The 23,194-nt window shown below is 70.9% G+C and carries 20 protein-coding genes, 1 tRNA gene and 2 riboswitches; of the genes, 6 read left to right on the top strand and 15 right to left on the bottom strand.

Annotated elements, in window-relative coordinates; translation table 11 throughout:
* Positions 1 to 176 precede the first annotated feature (176 nt).
* Positions 177 to 1,868: a molybdopterin-dependent oxidoreductase gene (locus ACSDR0_RS10695; protein ID WP_435288610.1), complete on the top strand. Its 1,692-nt coding sequence runs from the start codon at positions 177 to 179 to the stop codon at positions 1,866 to 1,868.
* A gap of 148 nt (positions 1,869 to 2,016) precedes the next feature.
* Here the strand turns inward: ACSDR0_RS10695 and ACSDR0_RS10690 are convergent, their stop codons facing one another.
* Positions 2,017 to 2,874 carry an SAM-dependent methyltransferase gene (locus ACSDR0_RS10690; RefSeq protein WP_435288609.1) on the bottom strand — a complete coding sequence of 286 codons (858 nt, stop codon included), beginning with the start codon at positions 2,872 to 2,874 and terminating at the stop codon, positions 2,017 to 2,019.
* Positions 2,875 to 3,171: 297 nt separating this feature from the next.
* Here ACSDR0_RS10690 and ACSDR0_RS10685 point away from each other — a divergent pair, with 297 nt between their 5' ends.
* Both ACSDR0_RS10685 and ACSDR0_RS10680 read left to right on the top strand, forming a co-directional pair.
* The gene (locus tag ACSDR0_RS10685) at positions 3,172 to 3,927 is read left to right on the top strand and encodes a toxin glutamine deamidase domain-containing protein (RefSeq protein ID WP_435288608.1); all 756 of its coding nucleotides are present in this window, start codon (positions 3,172 to 3,174) and stop codon (positions 3,925 to 3,927) included.
* A gap of 94 nt (positions 3,928 to 4,021) precedes the next feature.
* A complete protein-coding gene (locus ACSDR0_RS10680; protein WP_344919251.1) occupies positions 4,022 to 4,291 on the top strand; it encodes a hypothetical protein in 270 nt (89 codons plus the stop codon).
* A 30-nt stretch (positions 4,292 to 4,321) separates the two neighbouring features.
* Here the strand turns inward: ACSDR0_RS10680 and ACSDR0_RS10675 are convergent, their stop codons facing one another.
* From ACSDR0_RS10675 to bcp, 7 genes are all read right to left on the bottom strand, one after another.
* Positions 4,322 to 6,838: an ABC transporter permease gene (locus tag ACSDR0_RS10675; RefSeq protein WP_435288607.1), complete on the bottom strand. Its 2,517-nt coding sequence runs from the start codon at positions 6,836 to 6,838 to the stop codon at positions 4,322 to 4,324.
* A gap of 1 nt (position 6,839) precedes the next feature.
* Positions 6,840 to 7,610, bottom strand: a complete 771-nt coding sequence (locus tag ACSDR0_RS10670) for an ABC transporter ATP-binding protein (protein ID WP_435288606.1) — start codon at positions 7,608 to 7,610, stop codon at positions 6,840 to 6,842.
* A 268-nt stretch (positions 7,611 to 7,878) separates the two neighbouring features.
* Positions 7,879 to 8,436 carry a DUF1707 domain-containing protein gene (locus ACSDR0_RS10665; RefSeq protein WP_435288605.1) on the bottom strand — a complete coding sequence of 186 codons (558 nt, stop codon included), beginning with the start codon at positions 8,434 to 8,436 and terminating at the stop codon, positions 7,879 to 7,881.
* A gap of 9 nt (positions 8,437 to 8,445) precedes the next feature.
* Positions 8,446 to 9,111, bottom strand: a complete 666-nt coding sequence (locus ACSDR0_RS10660) for a response regulator (protein ID WP_435288780.1) — start codon at positions 9,109 to 9,111, stop codon at positions 8,446 to 8,448.
* Positions 9,112 to 9,134: 23 nt separating this feature from the next.
* Positions 9,135 to 10,334 carry a sensor histidine kinase gene (locus ACSDR0_RS10655; RefSeq protein WP_435288604.1) on the bottom strand — a complete coding sequence of 400 codons (1,200 nt, stop codon included), beginning with the start codon at positions 10,332 to 10,334 and terminating at the stop codon, positions 9,135 to 9,137.
* A 713-nt stretch (positions 10,335 to 11,047) separates the two neighbouring features.
* Positions 11,048 to 11,120 (bottom strand) — tRNA-Leu (locus ACSDR0_RS10650).
* A 540-nt stretch (positions 11,121 to 11,660) separates the two neighbouring features.
* Positions 11,661 to 12,125, bottom strand: a complete 465-nt coding sequence (gene bcp, locus ACSDR0_RS10645) for a thioredoxin-dependent thiol peroxidase (RefSeq protein WP_435288603.1) — start codon at positions 12,123 to 12,125, stop codon at positions 11,661 to 11,663.
* A gap of 111 nt (positions 12,126 to 12,236) precedes the next feature.
* On the opposite strand from bcp, the gene ACSDR0_RS10640 reads away from it, so the two are divergent.
* Both ACSDR0_RS10640 and ACSDR0_RS10635 read left to right on the top strand, forming a co-directional pair.
* Positions 12,237 to 12,566 (top strand): DUF3618 domain-containing protein, encoded by a 330-nt coding sequence (locus tag ACSDR0_RS10640; RefSeq protein WP_435288602.1) that lies wholly within the window; start codon positions 12,237 to 12,239, stop codon positions 12,564 to 12,566.
* 120 nt (positions 12,567 to 12,686) lie between these two features.
* Positions 12,687 to 13,160 carry a hypothetical protein gene (locus tag ACSDR0_RS10635; RefSeq protein WP_435288601.1) on the top strand — a complete coding sequence of 158 codons (474 nt, stop codon included), beginning with the start codon at positions 12,687 to 12,689 and terminating at the stop codon, positions 13,158 to 13,160.
* A gap of 345 nt (positions 13,161 to 13,505) precedes the next feature.
* Here ACSDR0_RS10635 and ACSDR0_RS10630 read toward each other — a convergent pair whose 3' ends face one another.
* Positions 13,506 to 14,699 carry an amino acid deaminase/aldolase gene (locus ACSDR0_RS10630; protein ID WP_435288600.1) on the bottom strand — a complete coding sequence of 398 codons (1,194 nt, stop codon included), beginning with the start codon at positions 14,697 to 14,699 and terminating at the stop codon, positions 13,506 to 13,508.
* Positions 14,700 to 14,848: 149 nt separating this feature from the next.
* Between ACSDR0_RS10630 and ACSDR0_RS10625 the strand changes: the two genes are divergently transcribed.
* Positions 14,849 to 15,508: a DUF6286 domain-containing protein gene (locus ACSDR0_RS10625; protein WP_435288599.1), complete on the top strand. Its 660-nt coding sequence runs from the start codon at positions 14,849 to 14,851 to the stop codon at positions 15,506 to 15,508.
* A 227-nt stretch (positions 15,509 to 15,735) separates the two neighbouring features.
* On the opposite strand, the gene ACSDR0_RS10620 is transcribed toward ACSDR0_RS10625, so the two are convergent.
* The 6 genes from ACSDR0_RS10620 to ACSDR0_RS10595 form a co-directional block, all read right to left on the bottom strand.
* On the bottom strand, positions 15,736 to 17,742 hold the full coding sequence (locus ACSDR0_RS10620; protein WP_435288598.1) for a hypothetical protein: 2,007 nt from the start codon (positions 17,740 to 17,742) through the stop codon (positions 15,736 to 15,738).
* A 301-nt stretch (positions 17,743 to 18,043) separates the two neighbouring features.
* Positions 18,044 to 19,420, bottom strand: a complete 1,377-nt coding sequence (locus ACSDR0_RS10615) for an L-serine ammonia-lyase (RefSeq protein WP_435288597.1) — start codon at positions 19,418 to 19,420, stop codon at positions 18,044 to 18,046.
* Positions 19,421 to 19,492: 72 nt separating this feature from the next.
* Positions 19,493 to 19,885 carry a glycine cleavage system protein GcvH gene (gene gcvH / locus ACSDR0_RS10610; protein WP_435288596.1) on the bottom strand — a complete coding sequence of 131 codons (393 nt, stop codon included), beginning with the start codon at positions 19,883 to 19,885 and terminating at the stop codon, positions 19,493 to 19,495.
* On the bottom strand, positions 19,882 to 20,970 hold the full coding sequence (gene gcvT / locus ACSDR0_RS10605; protein ID WP_435288595.1) for a glycine cleavage system aminomethyltransferase GcvT: 1,089 nt from the start codon (positions 20,968 to 20,970) through the stop codon (positions 19,882 to 19,884). Before gcvT ends, gcvH begins: the two co-directional genes overlap by 4 nt.
* A gap of 33 nt (positions 20,971 to 21,003) precedes the next feature.
* Positions 21,004 to 21,098, bottom strand: a riboswitch (glycine riboswitch).
* Positions 21,099 to 21,197, bottom strand: a riboswitch (glycine riboswitch). It lies immediately after the preceding riboswitch.
* Between the two features lie 73 nt (positions 21,198 to 21,270).
* The gene (locus tag ACSDR0_RS10600) at positions 21,271 to 21,966 is read right to left on the bottom strand and encodes a gamma-glutamyl-gamma-aminobutyrate hydrolase family protein (RefSeq protein WP_435288594.1); all 696 of its coding nucleotides are present in this window, start codon (positions 21,964 to 21,966) and stop codon (positions 21,271 to 21,273) included.
* A 197-nt stretch (positions 21,967 to 22,163) separates the two neighbouring features.
* Positions 22,164 to 23,048: an Ig-like domain-containing protein gene (locus ACSDR0_RS10595; RefSeq protein WP_435288593.1), complete on the bottom strand. Its 885-nt coding sequence runs from the start codon at positions 23,046 to 23,048 to the stop codon at positions 22,164 to 22,166.
* Positions 23,049 to 23,194 lie beyond the last annotated feature (146 nt).

The raw sequence follows: 23,194 nt of genomic DNA, 5'->3' as shown, positions 1-23,194 counted from the left end.
TCGACCTGAGGCCCGTTCGTGGAGCATTTTCTGACCCGGCCCGGTGGAAGTGATCGTCCGGCTTCCTCTCGACGGTGGCGGGTGGCCGCGGGGACCCGTACGGAAAGCGGGCGTCCGGCCGGACCTGTAATCGGGGCGTAAGAACCAGTGGTCCCGTATGGGCGTAGCGTCGGGGTATGCAGAGCAACAGGCGCATGCCCTCGTGGGCCGCGGCGCTGATCGGCCTGGTGTCCGGCGCGGTGGCGGTGGGGGTGTCCCTGCTCGGCGCGGGCCTGGTGAAACCCGCCGCCTTCCCGGTCGTCGCGGTCGGCAACTCCGTTGTCGACCTCACCCCGGCCCCACTCAAGGAGTGGGCGATCCGCACCTTCGGCGAGAGCGACAAGACCGTGTTGCTCGCCGGGATCCTCCTGATCCTGGCCGCGATCGCCGCCGCGCTGGGAAGGGCCGCCGTCCGCGACCTCAGGTACGGGATGGCGGGCCTGGCCGTGTTCGGCCTCATCGGTGTCGCCGCCGTGCTGACCCGCCCCGGCTCCGGGCCGATGGACGTCGTCCCGACGCTGGCCGGGGTCGGCGCCGCCATGCTCGCCCTGCGGTGGCTCGTCCGCCGAGCCCTCGTACCGGCCGATGACTCGGCCGTCCTGTACGGAGGCGTGTCCGGTGCCGTGGGCGCGGCGGGGGCCGCGCGCGACACCGGGACGACGCCTCTGCCGGAGACCTCGCCCGAGCCCCTGCCGGGATCCGGGGAGCGTCATGATCCGTCGACGCCACCCGTCATGCGGGCCGGGAACGACCTGCGCGCCTTCGACCGCCGGGGCCTGCTGACCGGGGCGCTCGGCGGCGTGGCCATCGCCGGGGTCGCGGGAGCGGCCGGGCAGATGTTCTCGGGGCGGGCCGAGGTGAGCGCGGCGCGCGGCGCCGTCACGCTGCCCCGGCCCGCGAAACCCCTCGCCGCGCTGCCCGCCGGGGTCGACCTCAGGATCAAGGGCCTGTCGTCGTTCGTCACCCCCAACAACGACTTCTACCGGGTCGACACCGCCCTGGTGGTCCCCCAGGTCGACCCGCGCGACTGGACCCTCACGATCCACGGCATGGTCGACAGGCCCGTGGAGCTCACCTTCGCCGACCTGATGAAACGCGCCGTGGTCGAGGCCGACGTCACGCTCTGCTGCGTCTCCAACGAGGTCGGCGGCCCCTACATCGGCAACGCCCGCTGGCTGGGCGTCAGCCTGGCCGGGGTGCTGCGCGACGCGGGGGTCCAGAAGGACGCGGACATGCTGCTCAGCACCTCCGCCGACGGCTGGACCGCCGGGACCCCGGCCGACGTCGTCATGGACGGCCGCGACGCCCTGCTGGCCTTCGGCATGAACGGCCGGCCGCTCCCCGTCGACCACGGCTTCCCGGTCCGCCAGGTCGTCCCCGGGCTCTACGGCTACGTCTCGGCCACCAAGTGGGTCACCGACATCAAGGTCACCCGCTTCGACCGGGACGAGGCCTACTGGACCCCCAGGGGCTGGTCCGCCAAGGGCCCGATCAAGACCGAGTCGCGCATCGACCTGCCCAGGGACGGCGCGACCGTCCCGCCGGGCAGGACCGTCGTCGCGGGCGTCGCCTGGGCCCAGCACAAGGGCATCGACGCGGTCGAGGTCCGCGTCGACCGGGGCCAGTGGCGCCAGGCGCGCCTCGCCGAGGCCCCCACCGCCGACACCTGGCGCCAGTGGGTCCTCGACGACTGGGACGCCACCCCCGGCAGCCACACCATCGAGGTCCGCGCCACCGACGCCACCGGCTACACCCAGACCGGCGACCGCGTCCCCATCGCCCCGGACGGCGCCACCGGCTGGCACACCGTCACCGTCGAGGTCGCCTGACCCGGGCCGTGACCTTGTACCCCGCGCGGTCCGCGGCCGATGCGGGGAATCGTGTTCCGGCCTGTGCGGGACGGCCTCCGGCGGATCAGGCGGCGGACCGGGTGAACGGCGCGGCCGTGCCGCGGATCGGCGCCCGGCCGAGGTTCGTCTAGGGCTTGCGGGCCAGACCGCCGTAATAGGTGTGGTACAGAAGGGCGTTCTTGACGAAGAAGCTCGGCTCGGCACGCCACTCGGGGAGCGGGACGAGGCCCGGTTCGACCAGCTCGAAGTCGCCGAAGTACTCCGTGATCTCGTCCGTGGTGCGCCAGCGGCCGGTGCCGAGGTTCTCGTTGAAGAGTTTCTCGACCGTCGTGGCCTGCTGGGACGCCGCCGGATGCACCTCACCGGGATTGCAGAAGTGCGAGATCGCCACGAAGCTGCCGGACACCAGCGGGGCGCGCAGCGTGGCCGCCACTCCCGCGGGATCGTCGTGGTCGTTCAGATGGTGCAGGATGCTCAGCATCAGCAGCCCCACCGGCTCGCTGAAGTCGATGAACTTCTTGACCTGGTCGTTCTCCAGGATCGACCGCGGGTCGCGCGCGTCCGCCTGGATGACCGTCGTGCTGTTGTCGGCGGCGAGCAGCGCCCGCCCGTGGACCAGCACCATGGGGTCGTTGTCCACGTAGACCACCCGGGCCGCCGGATCGACCTCCTGCGCCACCTGGTGCACGTTGCCCTGAGTGGGCAGGCCCGACCCGATGTCGATGAACTGCCTGACCCCCGCCTCGGCCGCCATGTGGTGCACGACCCGCTGCAGGAAGGCGCGGTTCTGCTGCCCGGCCTCCTGGGCTCCCGGCGCGATCTTCAGGGCCGCCTCGGCGACCTGCCGGTCGATGGCGAAATTGTCCTTCCCACCCAGAAACCAGTCGTAGACCCTCGCGATGCTGGGCTTCGTCGTGTCGATCTCCGCAGGAAGTTGACCCTTGTTCAGCATCGCCTCGTTCCAATCCTCGCCGCGCTCGGACACCTCGCCACCTTCGTTCCGATCGGGGCCCCGCTTGATCGCGGGGAGCTGGGCAGATAATAACCCTGAATATCGGGAGAAAGGGGGGAAGATCTGAGCCACATTCCCGCGGGTATTTGACCTTCCGCCCAGCACGAGGCCCGTACCGCCGAACGGCCCCGAATCGCCATCCTCACCATGCGGCGGCTTCTCCGCCGCCCCGTCCCAGGGCGGTCCCCGGGCTGTAAATGGTCAACTCTTCCCTGTCGCGGAGAGGGCCGCCCTACTATCTGGCTCCCAGGGGATGGTGACGGGGGAGCCGTGAACGAGTGGAGTTTGCCCGCGGGGGTCTACAACCCCGTGGTGACGGTGGACGGGCAGCGGTGGCGGGACTTCGAGCTGGAGGTCCAGGTGCCGGTCGTGGCACCGGCGCCGCGCGAGCGCGAGCGGGAGCGGATGCGCTGGGGTCCGGCGCGGCTGGACCAGTGCAGGCCGTACGGGCTGGCGGGCGGGCTGGCCAGGCCCGATCCGCAGACCGAGGAGGACATGCTGCGGGCCGTCCCCCTCACCGAGCAGGGAACCCCGCGCCGCTTTCCCGACCCGCGCGGCATGTGGATCAGGCTGATCAACGGGACCGGCCCGGCGGACGACCCGTTCCGGGCGACCAACGCGATCGACTGCGCCCTGTCGGTGCTCTCCACCTGGTACGGCTCTCCCACGGTGGCCGCGCCTCGCAGGCCCGAGTACGACCGGGTGGGCAAGCCGCTGCTCAGCGGGGAGGCCGGGGGAGTGGCCAGGGCGGAGCGGTGGCTGGGGCAGCGCTTCCAGTACGTGGGGCAGGGGCGCCACTCCTACCTCCCGATCGCGCAGGCGTTGCTGGCCGGGGGGCACGGCTCCTCCGCGGTCATCGTCAACCGCTGGCCGGCCGGGGGCAGCCACGCCTGGAACGCGGTGAACTTCGACGGCGAGGTGATCTGGATCGACGCGCAGCGGGGTCACATGGCGGTGGAGCCGCCGTACGAATCGGTGACCGGCGTGTTCTGCGTCGTGATCGACAGGGAGGGGCGGCGGTTGTGACGCCCTTCCCGATGGCTTTCCCCGCGCCTTCCCCCGCGCCTTCCCCGACGTTCGCCCCCCTGGAGGCGGGCTTCCGCGAGACGAGGAGGACAGGGTGAACCCGGACCAGGCGCGGGCGGTGGCGGAGGAGTACTTCAACGGGGTCCGCGGCCCTGGCTCCGCCGTCGAGATCAGGATTTATGCCTTCAATGAGGGTTATGTGGCCTGGTCGAACGAGCCCGAGTCCGACGATCCCAGCGTGCTGCCCGACACCGTCGGCTCCGGGTGCGTGGTCATCGACAGGGCCACCGGCGAGATCGTCATCCGGCCGCTGCTCAACCCCGAGACCGTGGCCGAGCAGTGGCCGGGACGCCGCCCCCGATAGCGAGACGTCCCGGCCACCGTCCGGCCGGGGTCAGCCGCTCGCGAGCGCGCCCACGACCGAGGCGCGGGCCGCGCGCCGGGCGGGCAGGACGGCGGCGAGGACCCCGGCCAGGCCGGACAGGGCCACGAACGACAGGATCTGCGGCACCGGCAGCTGGAAGATGACGTTGTCGGTCATCGTCTGCACGGCGGCCCAGCCGAACGCGATGCCCAGCGCCACGCCGACCAGCGCGCCGATGAGGCCCAGGACCAGCGCCTCGACCGAGAGCATCCGCCGCAGCTGGGGCCGGGTCAGGCCGAGCGCCCGCAGCAGCGCGGACTCGCGGGTGCGCTCGTGGACCGACAGGGAGAGCGTGTTGGCGATGCCCAGCAGGGAGATGAGCACCGCCAGGCCGAGCAGCCCCGTGATGATCATCAGCATCATGTCGAGCGCCTCGTCGAACTGCCCCCGCATCGCCGTCGAGCTGAGGACCTTCGCCGTCGGGTACGGCTCCGTCGCCGCCTCGACCGCCGCGAGCGCCCGATCGGGGCTCACGCCGTCCCGGTGCTTGATCATCACCCGGCTGTCGCCGACCTCGCCGAAGTAGCGGTCGAACTCCCGCTCGGGCACCGTCACGCTGGCGAGGCTCGCGTCGACGTCGGCGAGGCCCACGATCGTCAGGTCGACCGCGCCCGCCTTCGCCGTCCGTACGGTGACCCGGTCGCCGACCCCGAGCTTGAGCCGCTCGGCGACGCGCTCGGCGACGAGCGCGGTCCCGGGCCCGAGCCGGTCGAGCGAGCCCGCGTCGAGCGGCGGGTTGAAGCCGGGGGCCGGGGTGAAGGTCCCCACGTCGTAGCGCGCGGTCCCGGTCGCGAGCCTGGCGGTGGTCTCGCGGAAGGCGATGACCGAGGCCAGCTCGGGCCTGGTCCGCAGGCCCTCGGCGATCGTACGGGGCAGGCCCGAGTCGCGCTCCTGGGTCTGCACCATGTAGTCGAAGGGGAACTGCTCGTCGAGCTGCTGGGTGTACGTCACCCGCACGGTGCCGGTGACGACGGAGATGACCGTCATCAGCGTCACGCCCACGGTGAGCGCCACGGTGGTGGTCGCCGACCGCTTCGGGTTGCGCCGGGAGTTGTCCACGGCCAGCCTGCCGGGCACGCCGAAGAGCCTGGCGGGCACCCACCCCGCGAAGGCGGACAGCGGCCTGACGATCACCGGGCCGAGGGTCAGCACCGCCAGGAAGACGAGCGAGCAACCGGCCATGACCACCACGAGGGCGGTCTCGCCGGGCTTCATGGACATCCCCGCCACCGCGGCGCCCACGCCCGCGACCAGGAACAGTCCCGCGAAGATCATCCGTACCAGGCCGGCCCTGAAGGTCTGCTCCTCGGCCTGCGAGCGCAGCGCCGCGATCGGCGCCACCCGCGTCGACGCCCGAGCGGGCAGCAGCGCCGAGACGACCGTGACCGTCAGGCCGATGACCAGGCCCAGAACGATGGTGCGCGGTGTCAGGGTGACGGCGGCGGCCGAGGGCAGCGGCGCGTCGAACGCCGCCAGCACGGTGAGCGCCCCCGCGCCCAGGCCGTAGCCGAACAGCAGGCCGAGCACCGACGACAGCAGGCCGACCACGGCCGACTCCAGCACGATCGACCCGAAGACCTGCCCGCGCGTCGCCCCGATGCACCGCAGCAGCGCCATCTCGCGGGTCCGCTGGGCCACCAGGATGTTGAAGGTGTTGTAGATGACCAGCGCGGCCACGAACATCGCCACCACGCCGAACAGCAGCAGGCCCAGCATCAGGAAGTCGCTGTTGGCGCCGTTGGATTTGGCCAGGTCCGCCGCGTACCGCTCACCGGTCTTGACCTCGTGACCCGCGCCCACGGCCGCGGCGACCGAGCCGCGCAGCGCCTCCTGGGTGACGCCCTCGGCGGCGGCGACGTCGATCTCCCGGTACCCCTTCTGCCCGGTCATCCTTTTGGCCGTGTCCGTGGTGTAGCCGACCGCGCCGAAGTATCCGAGCTCCTGGTCCAGGCCGAGGTCGAACAGGCCCACCAGCGTGAACTCGTGCCGGACGTTCTTCGCGTCGAGCACCGCGATTATGTCACCGAGCCTGAAGCCCCTGGTCTTGGCGGTGCCCTCGTCGAGCACGGCCTGCGTCGGGCTCCTCGGGGCCGCACCGCTGACGATCGAGGTACGGTTCAGGTCGCCCTCGGGCAGGGAGATCCCCGCCGTGGGAAAGTCGCCGGCGACCTTGCCGTCCTTGCCGAGCAGGGCCGACGTGCCCCGCACCAGCCCCTGGGCGTCGGCCACACCGCTCACGGCGCGCACCTTCTCCAGGGTCGCCTCGGAGGAGGCCGGAGGCTCGTCGCCGTTCCCCTTCGGCAGGGGGATCACGGCGACGTCGATCCTGTCGGCCGCCGCCGAGAACTTCTCGGTGAAACCCGCGTCGATGGTGTCGGTCAGCACGAACGTCCCCGCGATGAAGCCCACGCCCAGCGCGATCGCCAGCGACGTCAGCACCAGCCGCAGCCGGTGCGCCAGCAACCCGGCCAGCGTCGTCCTCAGCACCTCACGCCTCCAGCTTCAGCAGCGTGTCCAGCACCGACTGCGGCGTCGGCCCGGCCAGCTCGCTGACCAGCAGGCCATCGCGGAGGAAGACCACGCGGTCGGCGTACGAGGCCGCCACCGGGTCGTGGGTGACCATCACGATCGTCTGGTCGAGCTCGCGCACCGACGTCCGCAGGAAGGACAGCACCTCGGCGCCGCTGCGCGAGTCCAGGTTGCCGGTGGGCTCGTCGGCGAAGATGACCTGCGGCCTGCTGATCAGGGCACGGGCCACCGCGACGCGCTGCTGCTGGCCGCCGGACAGCTCCGAGGGCTTGTGACCGAGCCGGTCACGCAGGCCCACGGTCTCCACGACCAGGTCGAACAGCGCGGGGTCGGCCAGCCGCCCGGCGATCTCCAGCGGGAGCCGGATGTTCTGCTCGGCCGTCAGCGTCGGCAGCAGGTTGAACGCCTGGAAGACGAAGCCGATCCGCTCGCGGCGGAGCATGGTGAGCTGCTTGTCGTTGAGCCCGGTCAGCTCCACGTCCCCGATGCGCACCTGCCCGCCGCTCACCGTGTCCAGCCCGGCCAGGCAGTGCATCAGCGTGGACTTGCCCGACCCGGAGGGACCCATGATCGCGGTGAAGGCGCCCGTCGAGAAGGAGACGTCCACCCCCCGCAGCGCGTGCACGGCGGTGTCCCCCCGGCCGTACACCTTGGTGAGTCCCCTGGCCGTCACGGCCGGTACCGCGCTTTCCCGCGCGTCCCACGCGCCGACCTCTCCGGTGATGGTCACGGCAGCTCTCCTCAACAACGTATGGCGTTATGACGGACCAAACGGTATTGATGCGGCAAGAGGGATCCATCAGGCGTTAGGCCTGACTCGTGGTGCCGCGGAGGGGGTCCGGAGGGGGACGGGCGCCACCTTCGTCGTAGCGCGGCCTCGGCCATTCGGCCGAGGCCTTCACCCTCGGCGGGCCGCCGCCTTCACCCCCGGCGGACCGTCGTTCTCGCCCCGGCGGGCCGAGGCCTCACCGTCGGTGGGCCGCCGTTCTCGCCCGCCGCTACTTTCGCGGGTATTTGATCTTGAGGGTGCCCAGGCCGACCTTGCCGGTGACACGCAGCACCGGCGCCTCCGGGTGGCCCGGGTCGGTGGCCTTGTTGGCGATCGTGCCCATGTTCGTCGTCAGCGAGTCGATCCACACGGTCCACCCTCGCGGCACGATCACCAGGATGTTGCCCATCCCGCAGGTCGCCTCCAGCAGCACCTCGCGGTGCGAGCACACCGCCCCGGTGAAGTCGATCTTCACGCTGCCCGAGGCGCAACTCGCCACGATGTGCGCGGGCACCACCCAGTAATCCTTCTGCTGCACCTGCCCGTGCTTCGTCCGCAACTCCAGGACCCCGCCCCCGCCGCCCGGCAGGGCGAGCGACGAGCCCAGCGGCAGGTCGGCGGTCAGAGCCCTCAGATCGGCGTACGTCTTGGCGGACTGCGCCCGCTCGATCCGCTCCTCCAGCTCCTCCAGGGTGATCCGCCCTTCCCCGGCGGCCACGCGCAGCTGCTCGATGACCACATCGCGGTCGGCGTGCGACGCGCGCAGCCGACCGTCAGGATCCGTCATACGATCATGCTAGTCGGCCGAATGCGGAGTTACGATCCCCGATTCATAGGCATATACGACGACCTGCGCTCGATCTCTCAGGCTCAGCTTCGCCAGTATCCGGCCCAGATGCGTCTTGACCGTCGCCTCCGCCAGCTCCAGCCGACCGGCGATCTCCATGTTCGACAACCCCCTGGCCACCAGCACCAGCACCTCCCGCTCCCGCGCGGTCAACCCGGCCAGCACCGCGGGCTCGGCCGCCGCCGCCGACGGAAGGTGCACCGCGAAACGCTCCAGCAAACGCCGCGTCGTGCTCGGCGCCACCACCGCGTCCCCGCTATGCACCGACTGGATCGCGCTCACCAGATCGGCGGGCGGCACGTCCTTCAGCAGGAACCCCGACGCGCCCGCCTTCAACGCCGCGAACGCGTACTCGTCCAGATCGAACGTGGTCAGGATCAGCACCCGAGGCCCCCCGGCCGCCGAACAGATCAGCCGCGTCGCCTCCACCCCGTCCATGACCGGCATCCGCACGTCCATCAGCACCACGTCGACGGCGACCGTCTTCACCGTCTCCACCGCCACCGCCCCGTTACCCGCCTCCGCGACGACCTCGATACCGGGATGGGCGCCGAGAACCATCCGGAAACCGGTGCGCAGCAACTCCTGGTCGTCGACCAGCATCACCCGGATCACCTGGTCACCCACCGCACGCTCCGTCAAGCCGCCCGACCCGCCCCGGTATCGCCGATCGGCAACCGCGCCACCACCTGGAACCCGCCACCGGGAACGGGCCTCGCCTCCAGGCTCCCGCCGAACAGCGCGACCCGCTCCCGCATGCCGACCAGGCCGTGCCCGCCCTCGCGCTCCGGCGTCGCGGCACCGCGACCGTCGTCGGTCACCCGCAAGAGCAACTCCCGCACGCCGTACTCCATCTCGACCGTGGCCCTGCTGTCCGGACCGCCATGCTTGAGGGTATTGGTGAGCGCCTCCTGAACGATCCGGTAAACCGTCAGCTGCTCCCCCTCGGGAAGCTCCCGGGGAACGCCGGACACCCGCAACTCCACCGGCAACCCCGACTCCCGCACCTGCGCCACCAGACCGTCCAGCTGCGACAGGCTCGGCTGCGGAGCGTACTCCTCCTGGACACCGTCGGCCCGCAACACGCCCACCATCCGCCGCATCTCCGCCAGCGCCCTGCGCCCCGTGGCCGAGACCGCCTCCATCGCCCGGCGCGCCTGCTCGGGATCGCTGTCGATCGCGTACCCCGCACCGTCGGCCTGAACGATGATCACACTCACGTTGTGCGCGACCACGTCGTGCAGCTCACGGGCGATCCGCGCCCGCTCCGCGGCCGCCGCGAGCCTGGCCTGCTGATCACGCTCCCGCTCCGCCCGCTCGGCCCGCTCCTCCAGACCCTCCAGGTAACGGCGGCGGGTGTTCGCGTAGATCCCCGCCATCCAGATCGCCACCGCGAACGCCGAGGCCGTGGCGAAGGCACTCAGGTCAAGCCCCTGAGGCACCCGCCCGAACACCAGGAACAACCCCAGCTCCACCACCAGCCCCGCACCGACCGCCCAGCGCAGCGGGCGCCTCGACGCCACGCCGTACATGGCGACGAGCACGGAGACGTTGAAGAACAGGGTCTGCACCCCCAGGAGCCACTGGAGGAAGGAGGTCAGCGAGATGATCGCGAAGACCGCGACGGGACGCTCGCGCAACCAGAACAGCGGCACGAACAGCAGCAGCGTCAGCCCCGCGAACCCCCACAGCCCGAGCCTCTCCGCCCCCCAGGCCACCAGATCGATCACTCCGATGGTCCAGACGTTGAGCAGCGAGACCAGCAGGAACGGAGTCAGCCACAGGGCGTCCGTGATCCTGGGATGGCGCCCGCTCCAGGCGCGTAGTCTGCCGAACACAACACCACGATATGTATGCGCAGATCAGACCCCTTCCCCCTCAAGGTGGAACCCGGTGTACGACTCAGGTCGCACGCCGGGTCGCACATTCGGCACGGCTTACGCGGCCTTTACGGTCTCTGGGGCACCATGGTTTCCGGGAGCGCCCTCTGGGGTGAGTAAAGGGAGACAGTTTGTGGTGATCAGTCACAACGACGCCGGGTCGCGCGGCCACGAGGATGGCCGCGCGACCTGATGTTTTCCCCCCGCCGAACCGGACGGCGTCGCACCGGATAGCGCCATGCCGGACGGTTGTCATGCCGGATAGGCGCTGCCCCGCCCTCTCGGATGTTCCGGTGATCTAACCCGATCGCCCGCTGCCAGGGCGGATCCCCAGAATTCTTCATTCGGCGGTGAGCATCGTGCCGTCCCGGGCGACGCGGCCGGACGGGGCCGGGCCCTGTGCGGGCGACGTGCCAGGGCCGTTCCCCACGACGAAACCACGCGAACCCGTATCCCCATCCCCGCTCTCGCCCACCGCACCCGCCGCGGCGGCGCGGTCCTCTTCGAGGAAGGATTCGCGCAGTAATTGAATGGCTCTGCGTATGACCGCGGATCTCGACGCGAAGCGTCTTTCGCTCCGGCAATATTCTATGAAGAATGAATCCTGGGCCGATATCGTCACGCTGGTGTCTATTGATTTAATGTTGATCGGCTGGCTTTTAATTGTTTTGTAGGGCCGCCGGGATTCGAACCCGAACTGGCACGGACCTAAACCGTGTGTCTCTACCGTTGGACTACGGCCCCTTGATTTTCCGGCGAAATTCTCTGTTTGTGAATGGCGATTCGGGCAGAGAAAACGCAGGTTTTCTTTTCTGTTGTCCAGCCAGTCGCCGTTGATGTGGTCGACCTGCAGCGTCAATGCCCGGCCCAGCCAGGCGCCCTCGATCCTACATCCCGCGCAGCGGTACGGCATCCCGATCTCGATCAAGCTGCGCCTGAGCTGCCCCGGGTCCGGGCGCGGGCTGCCCTCCGGTCGCATGACGAGAACCTGTTCCGGGCGACGGCGTCGTGGTGAGGGCTTCCCCTTGTTGGGGGAGACCCTGCGAAAGTGCGACGTGTCGATTCCGAGGTGCTTCAGCCGGCGGCTGATGTGGGCGTGGTTGCCGCCCGCGATGGTGATGCCGAGGTGGCGTAGGACGTCGGCGATGCTGAGGGAGTTGGCCGCGGCCTCCGCCAGCATTTCGGGGGTGTATTTGTATTTGGTGAGCACGCCCCAAGGTTAGGTAATGGGGACGACAATTCTCGGGGCATGCTCACATCGCGTTAAATGGTGAAAAACAGGTATTAGTCGAGGCCGAGTTCGCGGCGGAGGCGGGCCACGTGGCCGGTCGCCTTCACGTTGTAGAGGGCCTTCTCGATCTTGCCGTCGGCGTCGATGACGAAGGTGGAGCGGATGACCCCGACGGTCGTCTTGCCGTACATCGTCTTCTCCCCGTACGCGTCGTAGGCCTTGTGGACCTCGAGGGAGGGGTCGGACAGGAGCGGGAAGGTCAGGGCGTCGTGCTCGACGAACTTGGCGAGCTTGGCCGGGGTGTCCTTCGAGACGCCGAGCACGGCGAATCCGGCCGAGGTCAGCGAGGCGAGGCTGTCGCGGAAGTCGCAGGCCTGCTTGGTGCAGCCCGGGGTCATCGCGGCGGGATAGAAGTAGAGGATGACGCGCTTGCCGCGGTGTGTCTCCAGCGACACGGTGGTGCCGTCGGCGGCGGGAAGCGTGAAGTCCGGGGCGGCGTCGCCCGGCTCAAGTTTCATGGTGTTCCTCCGAGGAATGGTTCCCCGGTCAACTTACCGGCCTGTCCGAAGTGCCGTGGGCGGGCAGGACCTGACAGACTGATCAATGTCAAGGAGTAGGGGAGGAGAGCCATGGCGGACACCGATCCCGCGGAGTTGGAACGGCAGATCGAGCGCACGCGCGCGGAGTTGGCCCAGACGGTGGACGCCATCGCGGACCGGGTGAACCCCAAGCGGGTCGCGGCGCGCGGTGTGGCGAAGGTCCGGGCGAACGCGGAGCATCTCGTCACCCAGGTCGGTGACCTGGTGGGCGTGACGGGGCCGAAGCCGGTCAAGCTCGCCGACGAGCCCGAGGATCTGTGGGCGGACGACCGGCCGGACCTGGCGCCGATCCTGATCGGAGTGGGGGCGGTGCTGGCGCTCGGCGCGGTGGTCATGCTGTGGCGGCGCCGTCGTCGCTGAGCGGGGTTCCGGATGCCGCCGGTGATCGGCCGGCGGCCCCGAATTGAGTAGGGGTTTACTCATGTGACCTTTTTCCTGTTCGCGGAACATCGCGAGTAGGTGAAAGGGAGGGGTAAATCCATGAAAAGCATCATTCGCGCCGCGATCGCGGTGGTGGCGACCACGGGTCTCATGCTGACGGTCGCTCCGGCCGCCTTCGCCGCGACACCGGCGTCCTCGGCGCGCGACTTCGACGACAGCTTCGAGCAGGAGTCCAGGAACGGCCTGGCCACGCTGGAGGCCGAGTACTCGGTCGAGGGTGACGAAGAGGACGACAACACGTTCAGGCTGGTGGGTGAGCTGTACGACGGTGACAGGCGCACCCTCCACCAGGGCGGTCGCTGCGCCTACGTCGAGGTCCAGATCATCTCGTCCGGTGACGAGGACTGGGACGTCGCCAAGCGCGACAGGCTGTGCAGCTACGACGACACCAAGCGTTTCCGCGTCACGGCGCACGACGTCAGCGAGGTGCGGGTCAAGACCTGCCAGGTCAAGTACAGGAGCTCGTCGACCTACAAGTGCAGCAGGTGGGAAGAGCTCGACCTGGGCTTCTGAGATCTCTCGAAGGCCAGGCCCCTCCGGGCGCGGGAGTACCGCAGGCCATCGTGCCCGGCGGAAGGGGCGGAGATGTGACAGGAACGGGCACTCGCCGGTGGAGCGGCGGGTGCCCGTTTCGCGTGCCTGGACCCGCTGCCGTGCCCCGGGCGCGGCAGCGGGTTGAAGGGGGATCGCCCCGCCGGAGGGACGGCGGCCCAGGCGGAGAACCGGTAAGGGGCCAGGCAGGACACCGGTGAGGGGGCCAGGCGAGGGACCGGTGAGGCGACCAGGCGAGGGGCCAGGTGAGGGACCTGTGAGGGGACCGGGCGAGGGAGTCGGGCAGGACGCCGGTAAGGGAGACGTTCAGAGGAAGGTGCGGCCCTCGCCTCGGTAGGTGGGGACCTCGTCCACCACCTCGTCCCCCTCGATCAGGTGCAGGCTCGCGAAGCGCTCGCAGAGCTCGCCCGCCTTGGCGTGCCGGAACCAGACCCGGTCACCGGCGCGCAGGTCCTCGGCGGCCTGCCCGATCAGGGGGGTCTGGACCTCTCCGGCTCCCTCGTCGGAGTCGTAGCGCAGCCCGCACGGCAGGTAGGGCTGGGGCAGGCGGTCGTCGCCGGGGGCGCCGGAGGCGGGGTAGCCGCCGCCGAGGACGGTGACGACGCCGGGGGCGGGGCGGCGTACGACGGGCAGGGCGAACAGGGCGGCGGGCCGGCCGGTGAATCCCCGGTAGAAGTCGAGCAGGCGGGGGTGGAAGAAGCCGGATCCGGCGGCGATCTCGGTGACGGCCCTCTCCTTGGCGGTCTTCTCGATGCTGCCGCTGCCGCCGCCGTTGACGAACTCCAGGTCGCTGATCTGGCGGACGGCCTGGACGATCCGGCCCCTGCGCGTGATCAGCTCGCGCCGGGACCGGGCCTGCATCAGGCGGATGGCCCGGCCGAAGGCGGGCTTGCCCGGAGGGTTGTCGCCGACTCCGGCGATCTGTCCCTCGTACGCCATCACGCCCACGAGCCGGAACCCGGGCCGTTTCGCGATCTCGGTGGCGAGGTCGGCGGCCTGGCCGGCCTCGCGGATGGGGGAGCGGCGGGCGCCCGCCCTGAACCGGCCGCCGAAGGCGAGGTAGCTCGCGTCGATGTCGAGGCAGAGCCGGATCTCGTGGCGGTCGCGGACTCCGGCGACGGCGGAGTCGACGAGGTCCAGGTGCTCGGCCCGGTCGACCATGATCGTGATCTCCCGTGCCGCGACGGGCCCGGCGGCCAGCTCGGCGAGCGCGGCGCGGTCGACGGTGGGGTACGCGACCAGCACGTCCCGCATCCCGGTGGAGACGAGCCAGAGGGCCTCGGGGAGGGTGAAGGCCATGATCCCGGTGAAGCCGTCCATGGCGAGGATCCGTTCGAGCACGGCCCGGGACCTGATGGACTTGCTGACGACCCTGATCGGCTTGCCGCCGGCCCGGCGGACCATTCCCTCGGCGTTGGCGCGCAGGGCGGGTAGGTCGAGGACGGCGAAGGGAGGGGCCAGATGCGCTGTGGCCCGGTCGTAGCGCTGGCGGTCGTCCATGTCCGCAGGATAACCCGGCTCCAACGAATATGAGCAGTATTCATATTGTTGGACGGGTGGTCAATGCTCCCGCCAGGAGGATCCCAAGATCGCGTAAGTGGGCGGTTGATCCCCGGCCCGGCCCTGCCGGAACGCGTACACATGACCGAATGACGACTACTCTCCAGGACATCCTGGCGGGCTCGGGAAACGGCGGCGGCACGGGGGCCACCACCGGAGGCTCGGGAGGCAGGGCGGCGGTCGAGCAGTTCCAGGACGTCCGCCGCAGGTCGGTGCGGTTGCTCAGGCCCGACAGGACCCCCGCCGGTGTTCTCGTGGCCCTGACGGTGTCCGCCGTGCTGGCGGTCTCGGCCTCGGTGACGGTGGGCCTGCTCATGGAGTCACCGGTCGCGCGCTCGTCCTACCGGTGGCTCGTCGACGGTGTCGGCGCGTGGAACTGGTCGGATCCCGCCACGTTCGCCGCCTCGACGCTCGCCATGGCGGTGGGTCTGGTGATGCTCGCTCTCGCCGCGCTGCCGGGGCGGACCCGGCTGGTGCCGCTGGAGTCGGGAGACCCGCACATGGTGATCGGCATCACCAGGTCCGGGCTGCGCCGCACGCTGCGGGAGGCCGCCGAGGCGGTGGACGAGGTGAACGGGGCGCGGGTCCGGCTCACGTCGCGGATCGTCGAGGTCACCGTGTTCACCGACGCCGAGCGGACCGGGCCGGTGCTGCGCCGGGTGGGCGCGGCGGTGGGCGACCGGCTGGCGGGCCTGGGCGCGATGTGCGCGGATGACGTCGTGGTGCGGCTGCGCAGGCGGGGGGCCTGATGAGGCCGTACCTGGGCAACCGGATCGGCCTGGCCGTCACCGGGGCGGTGCTGGTCTGTGCCGGGCTCTACGCCTTCCTGCGGGGACGCGGCGACATCCCCGGCCGGCCGCCCGGGGCCAGGCTCGTGCGCGGGGGGTTCCCCGGGTGGCTGGCCGCGCATCCGTGGCAGGGCTGGCTGGTCGCGCTGCTGCTGGCGGTTTCGGCCGTCCTGGCGACGCGGTGGCTGCTACACGCCGCGGGATGGGGGCGGCGGGGCAGGCGGACCGGGACGGGGACCGCCATGCTCGGCGTCGCTCTTAAAGAAGTCGAAGGGCTCACCCGTGTCCGCGTCAGGTACGTAAGGCACGAGCGGCTGCGAATCGGGGTGGGCTGCGCGCCCGCCACCGACGTCGGCAAGCTTGTGGCCCGGCTGAACAGGGACGCGGTGGGGAAGGTCCGACGGGCGCTCGGGGAGGTAGAACTCGGCGTGGCGGTCCGCCTGCACATCCGCCGCCGCTGACCCTCCGTACCCGGGCCGCTCGCCCGTCCCTCCGTACACCGGCCGTTCGACCGTCCCTCCGTACACGGACCGGTCGCCCGTCGCGCCGAGCACCGGCCGCTCCGTCGTGTCCCCGTACGCGGTGCCTCCGTAGGAGGTGGCCCGGTACGCCTGCCCGTCGTACGACCCGTGCGCCGTTTCCTGGACGGGGCTCGCGTACACCGGCCGCTCGGCCGTCGGGCCGTACGCCGGGTCGTCGTCGCCGGGTCCCTCGTAGGGAGGGTCCTCGTCCGGTTCCCCGGCCGCCGCCTCGGTCGTCTTCTCCTTGTGCCTGACCCCGAAGGCCAGCCCGGCGGCCAGGCAGACCAGCGGGAGGGCGGGGACGACATAGCGGTGGTCGAAGGCCGCGATGAAGGGCGGCAGGATCAGCAGCATGGTCCCCGCCGCCCAGGGCAGCAGCACCACGCCGCCGAGCCGCCGCAGCCGCGTCAGCACGCCGACCAGGCCGACCAGCAGGATCACCGCGAGGTACGGGCCCCGCACGAAGACGTACTCCTGGTAGCCGCGCAGCCAGCCCGCGTACGGCTCGGCCATCACCGGCGCTCCCGACGAGCCCTGGTAGGCCACGGTCAGCTGCTCGGCGGTCTTGCCCTGCGAGGCGGCCCCCGAGGAGAAGGGCCGCACGGTGTCGGGGAAGACGTAGGCGCTCTGCGGCCCGGGGGCCGGGTAGACGCGCCGGGTCCAGTCGAAGATGTGGGCCGCGTCCTCCATGCCCGCCCGGAGGAAGTCGAGCGGCTGGGCCATGATCGCCTGGGTGGCGAAGGTCCCCGCGAGCGCGTCGCGCTCCGCCCAGCTGCCCTTGACCTTGTTCAGCGGCGACTCGCCGTCCCAGATGTAGACGGGCGGCGCCTTACGCTGTCCCGGCGGCTCGACGGGGCACAGGGCCGCCTCGGGGCCGATCGGCCGGATCTGCGCGCAGTCGGCGAAGGTCATCGTCCGGGCCCAGAGGAAGGTGTTTCCCCTGGTCAGCGCGAAACTGCCGTGCTCGGCCCTGAACCAGGCCGCGTACGAGCCCAGGCCGATCGCGGCGGCCAGCGTCGCGGCGACGACCGCCCGCCACCCGGCACGGCGGATCACCATGCAGACCAGCGCCACGGCGATCAGCGGCAGCCCGATCGTGCGGGTGACGGTCGCCGCGGCCAGCAGTGCTCCGGCCAGCGCCGCGACCCACGCCGCGGGGCGCCGCCGCCACAGCAGCAGCGTGACCGCCAGCACCGCCAGGAACTGGAAGAGCAGGTCCGCCATGACGAGGTGTTCGAGCTGGATCTGGTAGGCGTCCAGCAGCACCGGCAGCGCGGCGAGCGTCGCGCCCCACCCCGGCAGCCCGCCCAGCCTGCGCAGCAGCAGGTAGACACAGACGGCCACGACCAGTCCGAGCAGGTGCTGCACCACGACCACCGCGGGGACGCTGGACAGCGGCTTGAGGATCCACAGGAACAGCGCGTAGCCCGCCGGGCGGGACTCCAGGGGCCGGGGGGCGAGCCCCGCGTTCAGGTAGACGAAGGAGTCGGCCCAGAACCACAGGGCGGGCCGGTAGCCGAGCATGGCGAGGACCCGCAGGAAGCCACCCGCCAGCAGGGCGGTCATGAAGAGCCAGTGCGACCCGAGGAAGCGGAGCATCCGCACGGGGCGGGAGGGGTTCGCGGAGCGCTGGGAGCGACGGGAACGGCTTGCCGGGTGCGTTCCCGTTACCACCGCGACCTCCCGAATCCCGCGCACATGGCCACCCAGCATAGGCGCGTGATCGGAGGCGCCTGCACGTGATGCGAAATTTGGTAGCGATCGAGTTATATGTCCCCAAGGACCCGCGGTTCGCCTCCCACGCGCCCGCGGGACCTCCGGCAGCCGGGGGCCCTCGACCCTGCCCGTCCGCCCAGGGGTCTCCGACGGCCGGGAGCCCTCGACCCTGCCCGTCCGCCCAGGGGTCTCCGACGGCCGGAAACCCCTGCCCGCCGAGGAACCCGGCAGCCGGGCCCCTCGGCCGTTCCGTCCCCGCTCAGCACTCGATGACGTTCACCGCGAGACCTCCCCGGCTGGTCTCCTTGTACTTGTCGAGCATGTCGCGGCCGGTGTCGCGCATCGTCTTGATGGCCTTGTCCAGCGAGACGAAGTGGCGGCCGTCGCCGCGCATCGCGATCCTGGCGGCGGCGATGGCCTTGATCGAGGCGACCGCGTTGCGCTCGATGCACGGGATCTGCACCAGGCCGCCGATGGGGTCGCAGGTCAGCCCCAGGTTGTGCTCGATGCCGATCTCGGCGGCGTTCTCGACCTGCTCGGGGGTCCCGCCCATCACCTCGGTGAGCCCGGCGGCGGCCATCGAGCAGGCCGAGCCGACCTCGCCCTGGCAGCCGACCTCGGCGCCGGAGATGGAGGCGTTCTCCTTGAACAGCACGCCGATCGCCCCCGCGGTCAGCAGGAAGCGGATCACGCCCTCGTCGTCGGAGTCCTTCGTGAAGCGGTCGTAGTAGGTGAGCACGGCCGGGATGATGCCCGCGGCGCCGTTGGTGGGCGCGGTGACGATGCGGCCTCCGGCGGCGTTCTCCTCGTTGACCGCGAGGGCGAACAGCGAGACCCAGTCCATCGTCTGCAGCGAGTCCTTCTCCGGCGACTCGCTGCGCAGCTGCCGATGGAGCTGGTGGGCGCGGCGGCGGACCTTCAGGCCGCCGGGCAGCACCCCCTCCTTGCCGATGCCGCGCCGCACGCACTCGCTCATGACCTGCCACAGGACGAGCAGCTGGGCGCGGATCTCGGCCTCGGTGCGGCCGAACGCCTGCTCGTTCTCCAGCATCAGCCCGGAGATCGACAGCCCGGTCTCCGCGCACTGGGCGAGCAGCTCCACGGCCGTGGTGAAGGGGTACGGCAGGACGGTGTCGTCGGGCTTGATCCGGTCGGCACCGGTGGCGTTCTCGTCGACGACGAAGCCGCCGCCCACCGAGTAGTAGACCTTCTCGCGGATCGTCTCGCCGGACTCGGACAGGGCGGCGAAGCGCATGCCGTTGGGGTGGCCGGGGAGCGAGATCTTGCGTTCGAAGACGAGGTCCTCGCCGATGACGAAGGGGATCTCGTGGGAGCCGTACAGGGAGATGGTGCCGGACTCGCGCATGGCGGCCAGCCGCCCGTCGACCGTGTCGACGTCGACAAGCTCGGGCTTCTCGCCGGACAGGCCGAGCAGCACGGCCTTGTCGCTGCCGTGGCCCTTGCCGGTCAGGCCCAGCGAGCCGTACAGGATGGCGCTCACCCGGGCGGTCTTCTCCAGGAGCCCGTCCTGATGAAGGCCGCGGGCGAACTTGTGGGCGGCGGCCATCGGTCCGCCGGTGTGCGAGCTGGACGGGCCGATTCCGATCTTGAAAAGATCGAAGACACTGATCGTCATCTGAATCCTTCCAGCGTGGACGGCCACGCGCGCCCAGGGACGCGCGTGACCGTGACGCGAGGGGGGAGAGGCTTAGGACTCACCCGAGGTGAGCGCGGCGTACTCCTCCGGCGACAGCAGGTCGTCGGCGGAGCCCTCAAGACGTACGCGGAACAGCCAGCCCTCACCGTAGGAGTCGCTGTTGACCAGCGAGGGGTTGTCCACGACGGCCTGGTTGATCTCCACGACCTCGCCGCTCACCGGCGCGAAGATGTCGCTCACCGACTTGGTCGACTCGACCTCGCCGACGGCGTCGCCGGCGGTGATCGTCGAACCGACCTCGGGGGTGATCTGCACGTAGACCACGTCGCCCAGCGCCTCGGCGGCGTAGGCGGTGATGCCGACGGTGAGGGTCAGGCCGTCATCGATGCCGGAGATCCACTCGTGTTCCTTGGTGTAGTGCAGGTCCTCGGGAATGCTGCTCATTTTTTCCTCCTGTAGAAAGGCAGTGCGACGACCTCGACCGGCTCGTGGCTGCCCCTGACGTCCACGGCCAGTCCCGACGACTGGCCGTTGTCCACGTAGGCCATGGCGATGGGCCTGCCCAGTGACTGGGAGGGCGCCCCGCTGGTGACCTCGCCGACGACCGTGCCGTCATCGGTGACCACCGGATACCCGTGCCTCGGCACCCTGCGGCCGGCCGAGATCAGGCCGACCAGGCGGCGGGACGGCGGGACGTCCCCGAGCGATTCGAGGGCGGCCCGGCCGACGAAGTCGCCTGGCTTGTCAAACCTCACCACACGGCCCAGCCCGGCGTCGAACGGGGTCAGATCGGCCGACAGCTCGTTGCCGTACAGCGGCATCCCGGCCTCCAGCCGGAGGGTGTCGCGGGCGGACAGGCCCGCGGGGATCAGGCCGTGCGGCGCGCCCGCCTCGGTGAGGGCGGCCCAGACCGGCTCTGCGTCCTCGGCCGCGACGAACAGCTCGAAGCCGTCCTCACCGGTGTATCCCGTACGGGCGACGAGGGCTTCGCGGCCCGCGACGACGGCGGGCAGGCCGGCGTAGTACTTGAGCCCGTCGAGGTCGGCGTCGGTGAGTGAGCCCAGGATCTCCGCGGAGCGCGGGCCCTGGACCGCGACCAGCGCGTATCGCTCGGAGCGGTCGTCCACCGCGGCGTCGAAGTCCTTGGCGCGGCCGGTCAGCTCGGCGGCCACCCGGGGGTAGTTGGAGGCGTTGGCGACGACCATGAACTCGGCGGGGGCCAGCCGGTAGACGATCAGGTCGTCCAGCACACCGCCCTCGGCGTCGACGATCATCGTGTAGCGGGCGCGGCCGGGCTCCAGGGCGGAGAGGTGGCCCACCAGGGCGTAATCGAGGGCCTCGGCGGCCTGCGGCCCGGTCACGAAGATCTCACCCATGTGGGAGAGGTCGAACAGGCCGGCCGCCTGGCGGACCGCGTTGTGCTCGGCCGACTCGCTGCCGTAGCGGAGCGGCATCAGCCAGCCCGCGAAGTCGGTCAGCGTCGCGCCGAGGGACTCGTGCACGCCGCGCAGCGGCGTAGGTCGGGACATGTGCGCACCTCAGACAAGGGACAGATGAGAGCATCCTCCCCCTCTGTCGTGGGTGCCTGAGAGTTTCATCCGGGTTTTACCGGACTTTCACCTTCGGCGAGGCCGTGGGACCTGCTTTCCAGAGGGCACCTACCCGCACGGTCCTTTGCCTTGAGAGGTTCGCGGGGAGGGCTTGCTCCTTCAGGGGTCCTGGCCTGGGTGTCAGGACGCTCTCCCGCACGGGATTCATCGGTGTCACCGGCCAGCCTAACCGCCCGCACCGGACGAGCGAAATCCCCTCGCGGTCCCGATCCGTGCCGGTCAGGGGGTGGCGTGCCGTACCAGCGCCTCGAACAGGGCCGACTCGTCGTCGGCCTCGGGGTGCCACTGGACGGCGAGGGCGAACGGGTGGTCGTCCAGTTCCACGGCCTCGACCGTGCCGTCCTCGGCGTGGGCGGTCACGGTCAGGCCCTCGGCCAGCCGGTCGAGGGCCTGGTGGTGGTAGTGGGCCACGTCCACGGTCTCGGTCCCGAAGATCTTCGAGGTGTGGCTGCCGGGGGCGAGCCGCACCGGCATCCTGCCGTAGTGGCCGGGGGCCGGGGCGTGCCCCGGATGGCCCACCACGTCGGGCAGGTGCTGGTGGAGGCTGCCGCCCAGCGAGACGTTCAGGATCTGCATGCCCCGGCAGATCCCCAGGAAGGGCAGGCCCCGCTCCAGCGCCGCCCGGACCAGCCCCAGCTCGGCGTCGTCGCGGAACGGCCGCACGTGGCCGGTCCGCTCGTGCGGCTCCTGCCCGTACCGCTCCGGGCCGACGTCCCCGCCACCGGCCAGGATCAGCCCGTCCAGGCGCCCCGCCAGTGCCGCGGGGTCGCCCGCGGGGGGCAGGATCACCGGCTGCCCGCCCGCGCGGGCCACGTGGTCGACGTAGTCGTAGGGCAGGAGCGCGGTGGTCGTCTCCCAGACGGTGAACCGCGCGGGCTCGACGTAACAGGTGATGCCGATGACGGGACGGGACATGATCTCCTGTTTCGCCGCGCTTCCACCGATGTCCTGGCACCGCGTCCTGCGCACGGTGTCCTGGCAGCGTTTGCCTACGCCGCACGTTACCGGCCGCGGCGAGGGGACGTGCCGCCGGGGACGGGTGGACGCCGTTTCTCTCATGTTCCGCCGGCCGTGGTCGCGGGCGCCGCCTCTCGCGACGCCCGCGACCCGGGCTACTCGGCGCGGATGTTGTCGAGGTGGAACGTGCCGGGACCGGCCCAGGTGAAGACGGCGCGGACGTCGGCCAGATCCTCGGGCGCGCATGACAGCCCGGAGAGCAGGTCGGTCTCCACCGTGGCCGTGGTGGCGGGGTTCTGGTAGCCCCACGTCGACTGACACCAGGTGTGCCCGGGGCCGGTCTGGAAGGCGACGCTGGTGGAGGTGCCCGCGGCGTCGCTGCGCAGGTCGAGCTTGAGCGTTCCCTTGGCCGACAGGTCGACCGGTTCGGCGAAGGCGGCGCCGAACCAGCCGCCGCCGGTGGCGTCGACGCGGAGGCTGTGGGTGCCGTCACCGGCGAACTCGTCGGAGTGAGCCACGGAACCGGCGTCGCTCTGCCAGGAGGCGGGAGCCCAGCCCTGCACTCCCTCCTCGAAGGAGAACAGTTTGATCGCGGCCCCCGCGTCGGGCTTGACGGTCACGGTGATCTCGGCGGTGTTGGAGAGCCGCAGCAGGGTGTCGCGCACGGTGTAGGTGGCGGTCGCCCGGCCGCTGAAGCCGTCGGCGGGGGTGAAGGTGACCTCGCCGGAGGCCGCGGCGAAGGTGCCCTTGGCGGTGGCGAGGGTGTCCTGCCGGCCGGCCGTGACGGGGTCGAGGTCGAGGCTGCCGGGACGGATCCCGGCCGCGTAGGCGATGCCGTTGGCGGTCGCGTCCACGGTGACGGCCGTGCCGTAGGAGGTGACGGCGGCGTCGTGGTCGGCCACCGGCGGGAAGACCGCCGGCCTGCCGCGCATCATCGCCGAGGCGTTGGTGACGGTCTGGCACACCGGGCCGGGGCAGTAGACGGTGAACCCGTCGTAGTCGGGGTAGAGCGTGCCGTCGTCCTGGGTTCCGGCGATCATCCAGGGGGATCCAGCTGACGCCACGCACGAACACCGGGGTGTCGTTGACGATGACGGTGAAGCCCTCACCGGTCCGGTCCAGGCGCACATCGCGAAACCCGACCCGCCCCGTCCACTCTTCCAACGTCGCCCCGCTCTCCCCGGTC

The sequence above is a fragment of the Streptosporangium sp. G11 genome, assembly GCF_051192615.1.
Lineage (GTDB): Bacteria > Actinomycetota > Actinomycetes > Streptosporangiales > Streptosporangiaceae > Streptosporangium.
This window is presented reverse-complemented; position numbering and strand designations above follow the sequence as displayed.

Coding starts and splice junctions, on each gene's coding strand:
- ACSDR0_RS10695 (WP_435288610.1), top strand. CDS start 177: ATGCAGAGCAACAGGCGCATGCCCTCGTGGGCCGCGGCGCTGATCGGC.
- ACSDR0_RS10665 (WP_435288605.1), bottom strand. CDS start 8,436: ATGACGGATCCTGACGGTCGGCTGCGCGCGTCGCACGCCGACCGCGAT.
- bcp (WP_435288603.1), bottom strand. CDS start 12,125: ATGAAACTTGAGCCGGGCGACGCCGCCCCGGACTTCACGCTTCCCGCC.
- ACSDR0_RS10640 (WP_435288602.1), top strand. CDS start 12,237: ATGGCGGACACCGATCCCGCGGAGTTGGAACGGCAGATCGAGCGCACG.
- ACSDR0_RS10635 (WP_435288601.1), top strand. CDS start 12,687: ATGAAAAGCATCATTCGCGCCGCGATCGCGGTGGTGGCGACCACGGGT.
- ACSDR0_RS10630 (WP_435288600.1), bottom strand. CDS start 14,699: ATGGACGACCGCCAGCGCTACGACCGGGCCACAGCGCATCTGGCCCCT.
- ACSDR0_RS10625 (WP_435288599.1), top strand. CDS start 14,849: ATGACGACTACTCTCCAGGACATCCTGGCGGGCTCGGGAAACGGCGGC.
- ACSDR0_RS10615 (WP_435288597.1), bottom strand. CDS start 19,420: ATGACGATCAGTGTCTTCGATCTTTTCAAGATCGGAATCGGCCCGTCC.
- gcvH (WP_435288596.1), bottom strand. CDS start 19,885: ATGAGCAGCATTCCCGAGGACCTGCACTACACCAAGGAACACGAGTGG.
- gcvT (WP_435288595.1), bottom strand. CDS start 20,970: ATGTCCCGACCTACGCCGCTGCGCGGCGTGCACGAGTCCCTCGGCGCG.
- ACSDR0_RS10600 (WP_435288594.1), bottom strand. CDS start 21,966: ATGTCCCGTCCCGTCATCGGCATCACCTGTTACGTCGAGCCCGCGCGG.
- ACSDR0_RS10595 (WP_435288593.1), bottom strand. CDS start 23,048: ATGATCGCCGGAACCCAGGACGACGGCACGCTCTACCCCGACTACGAC.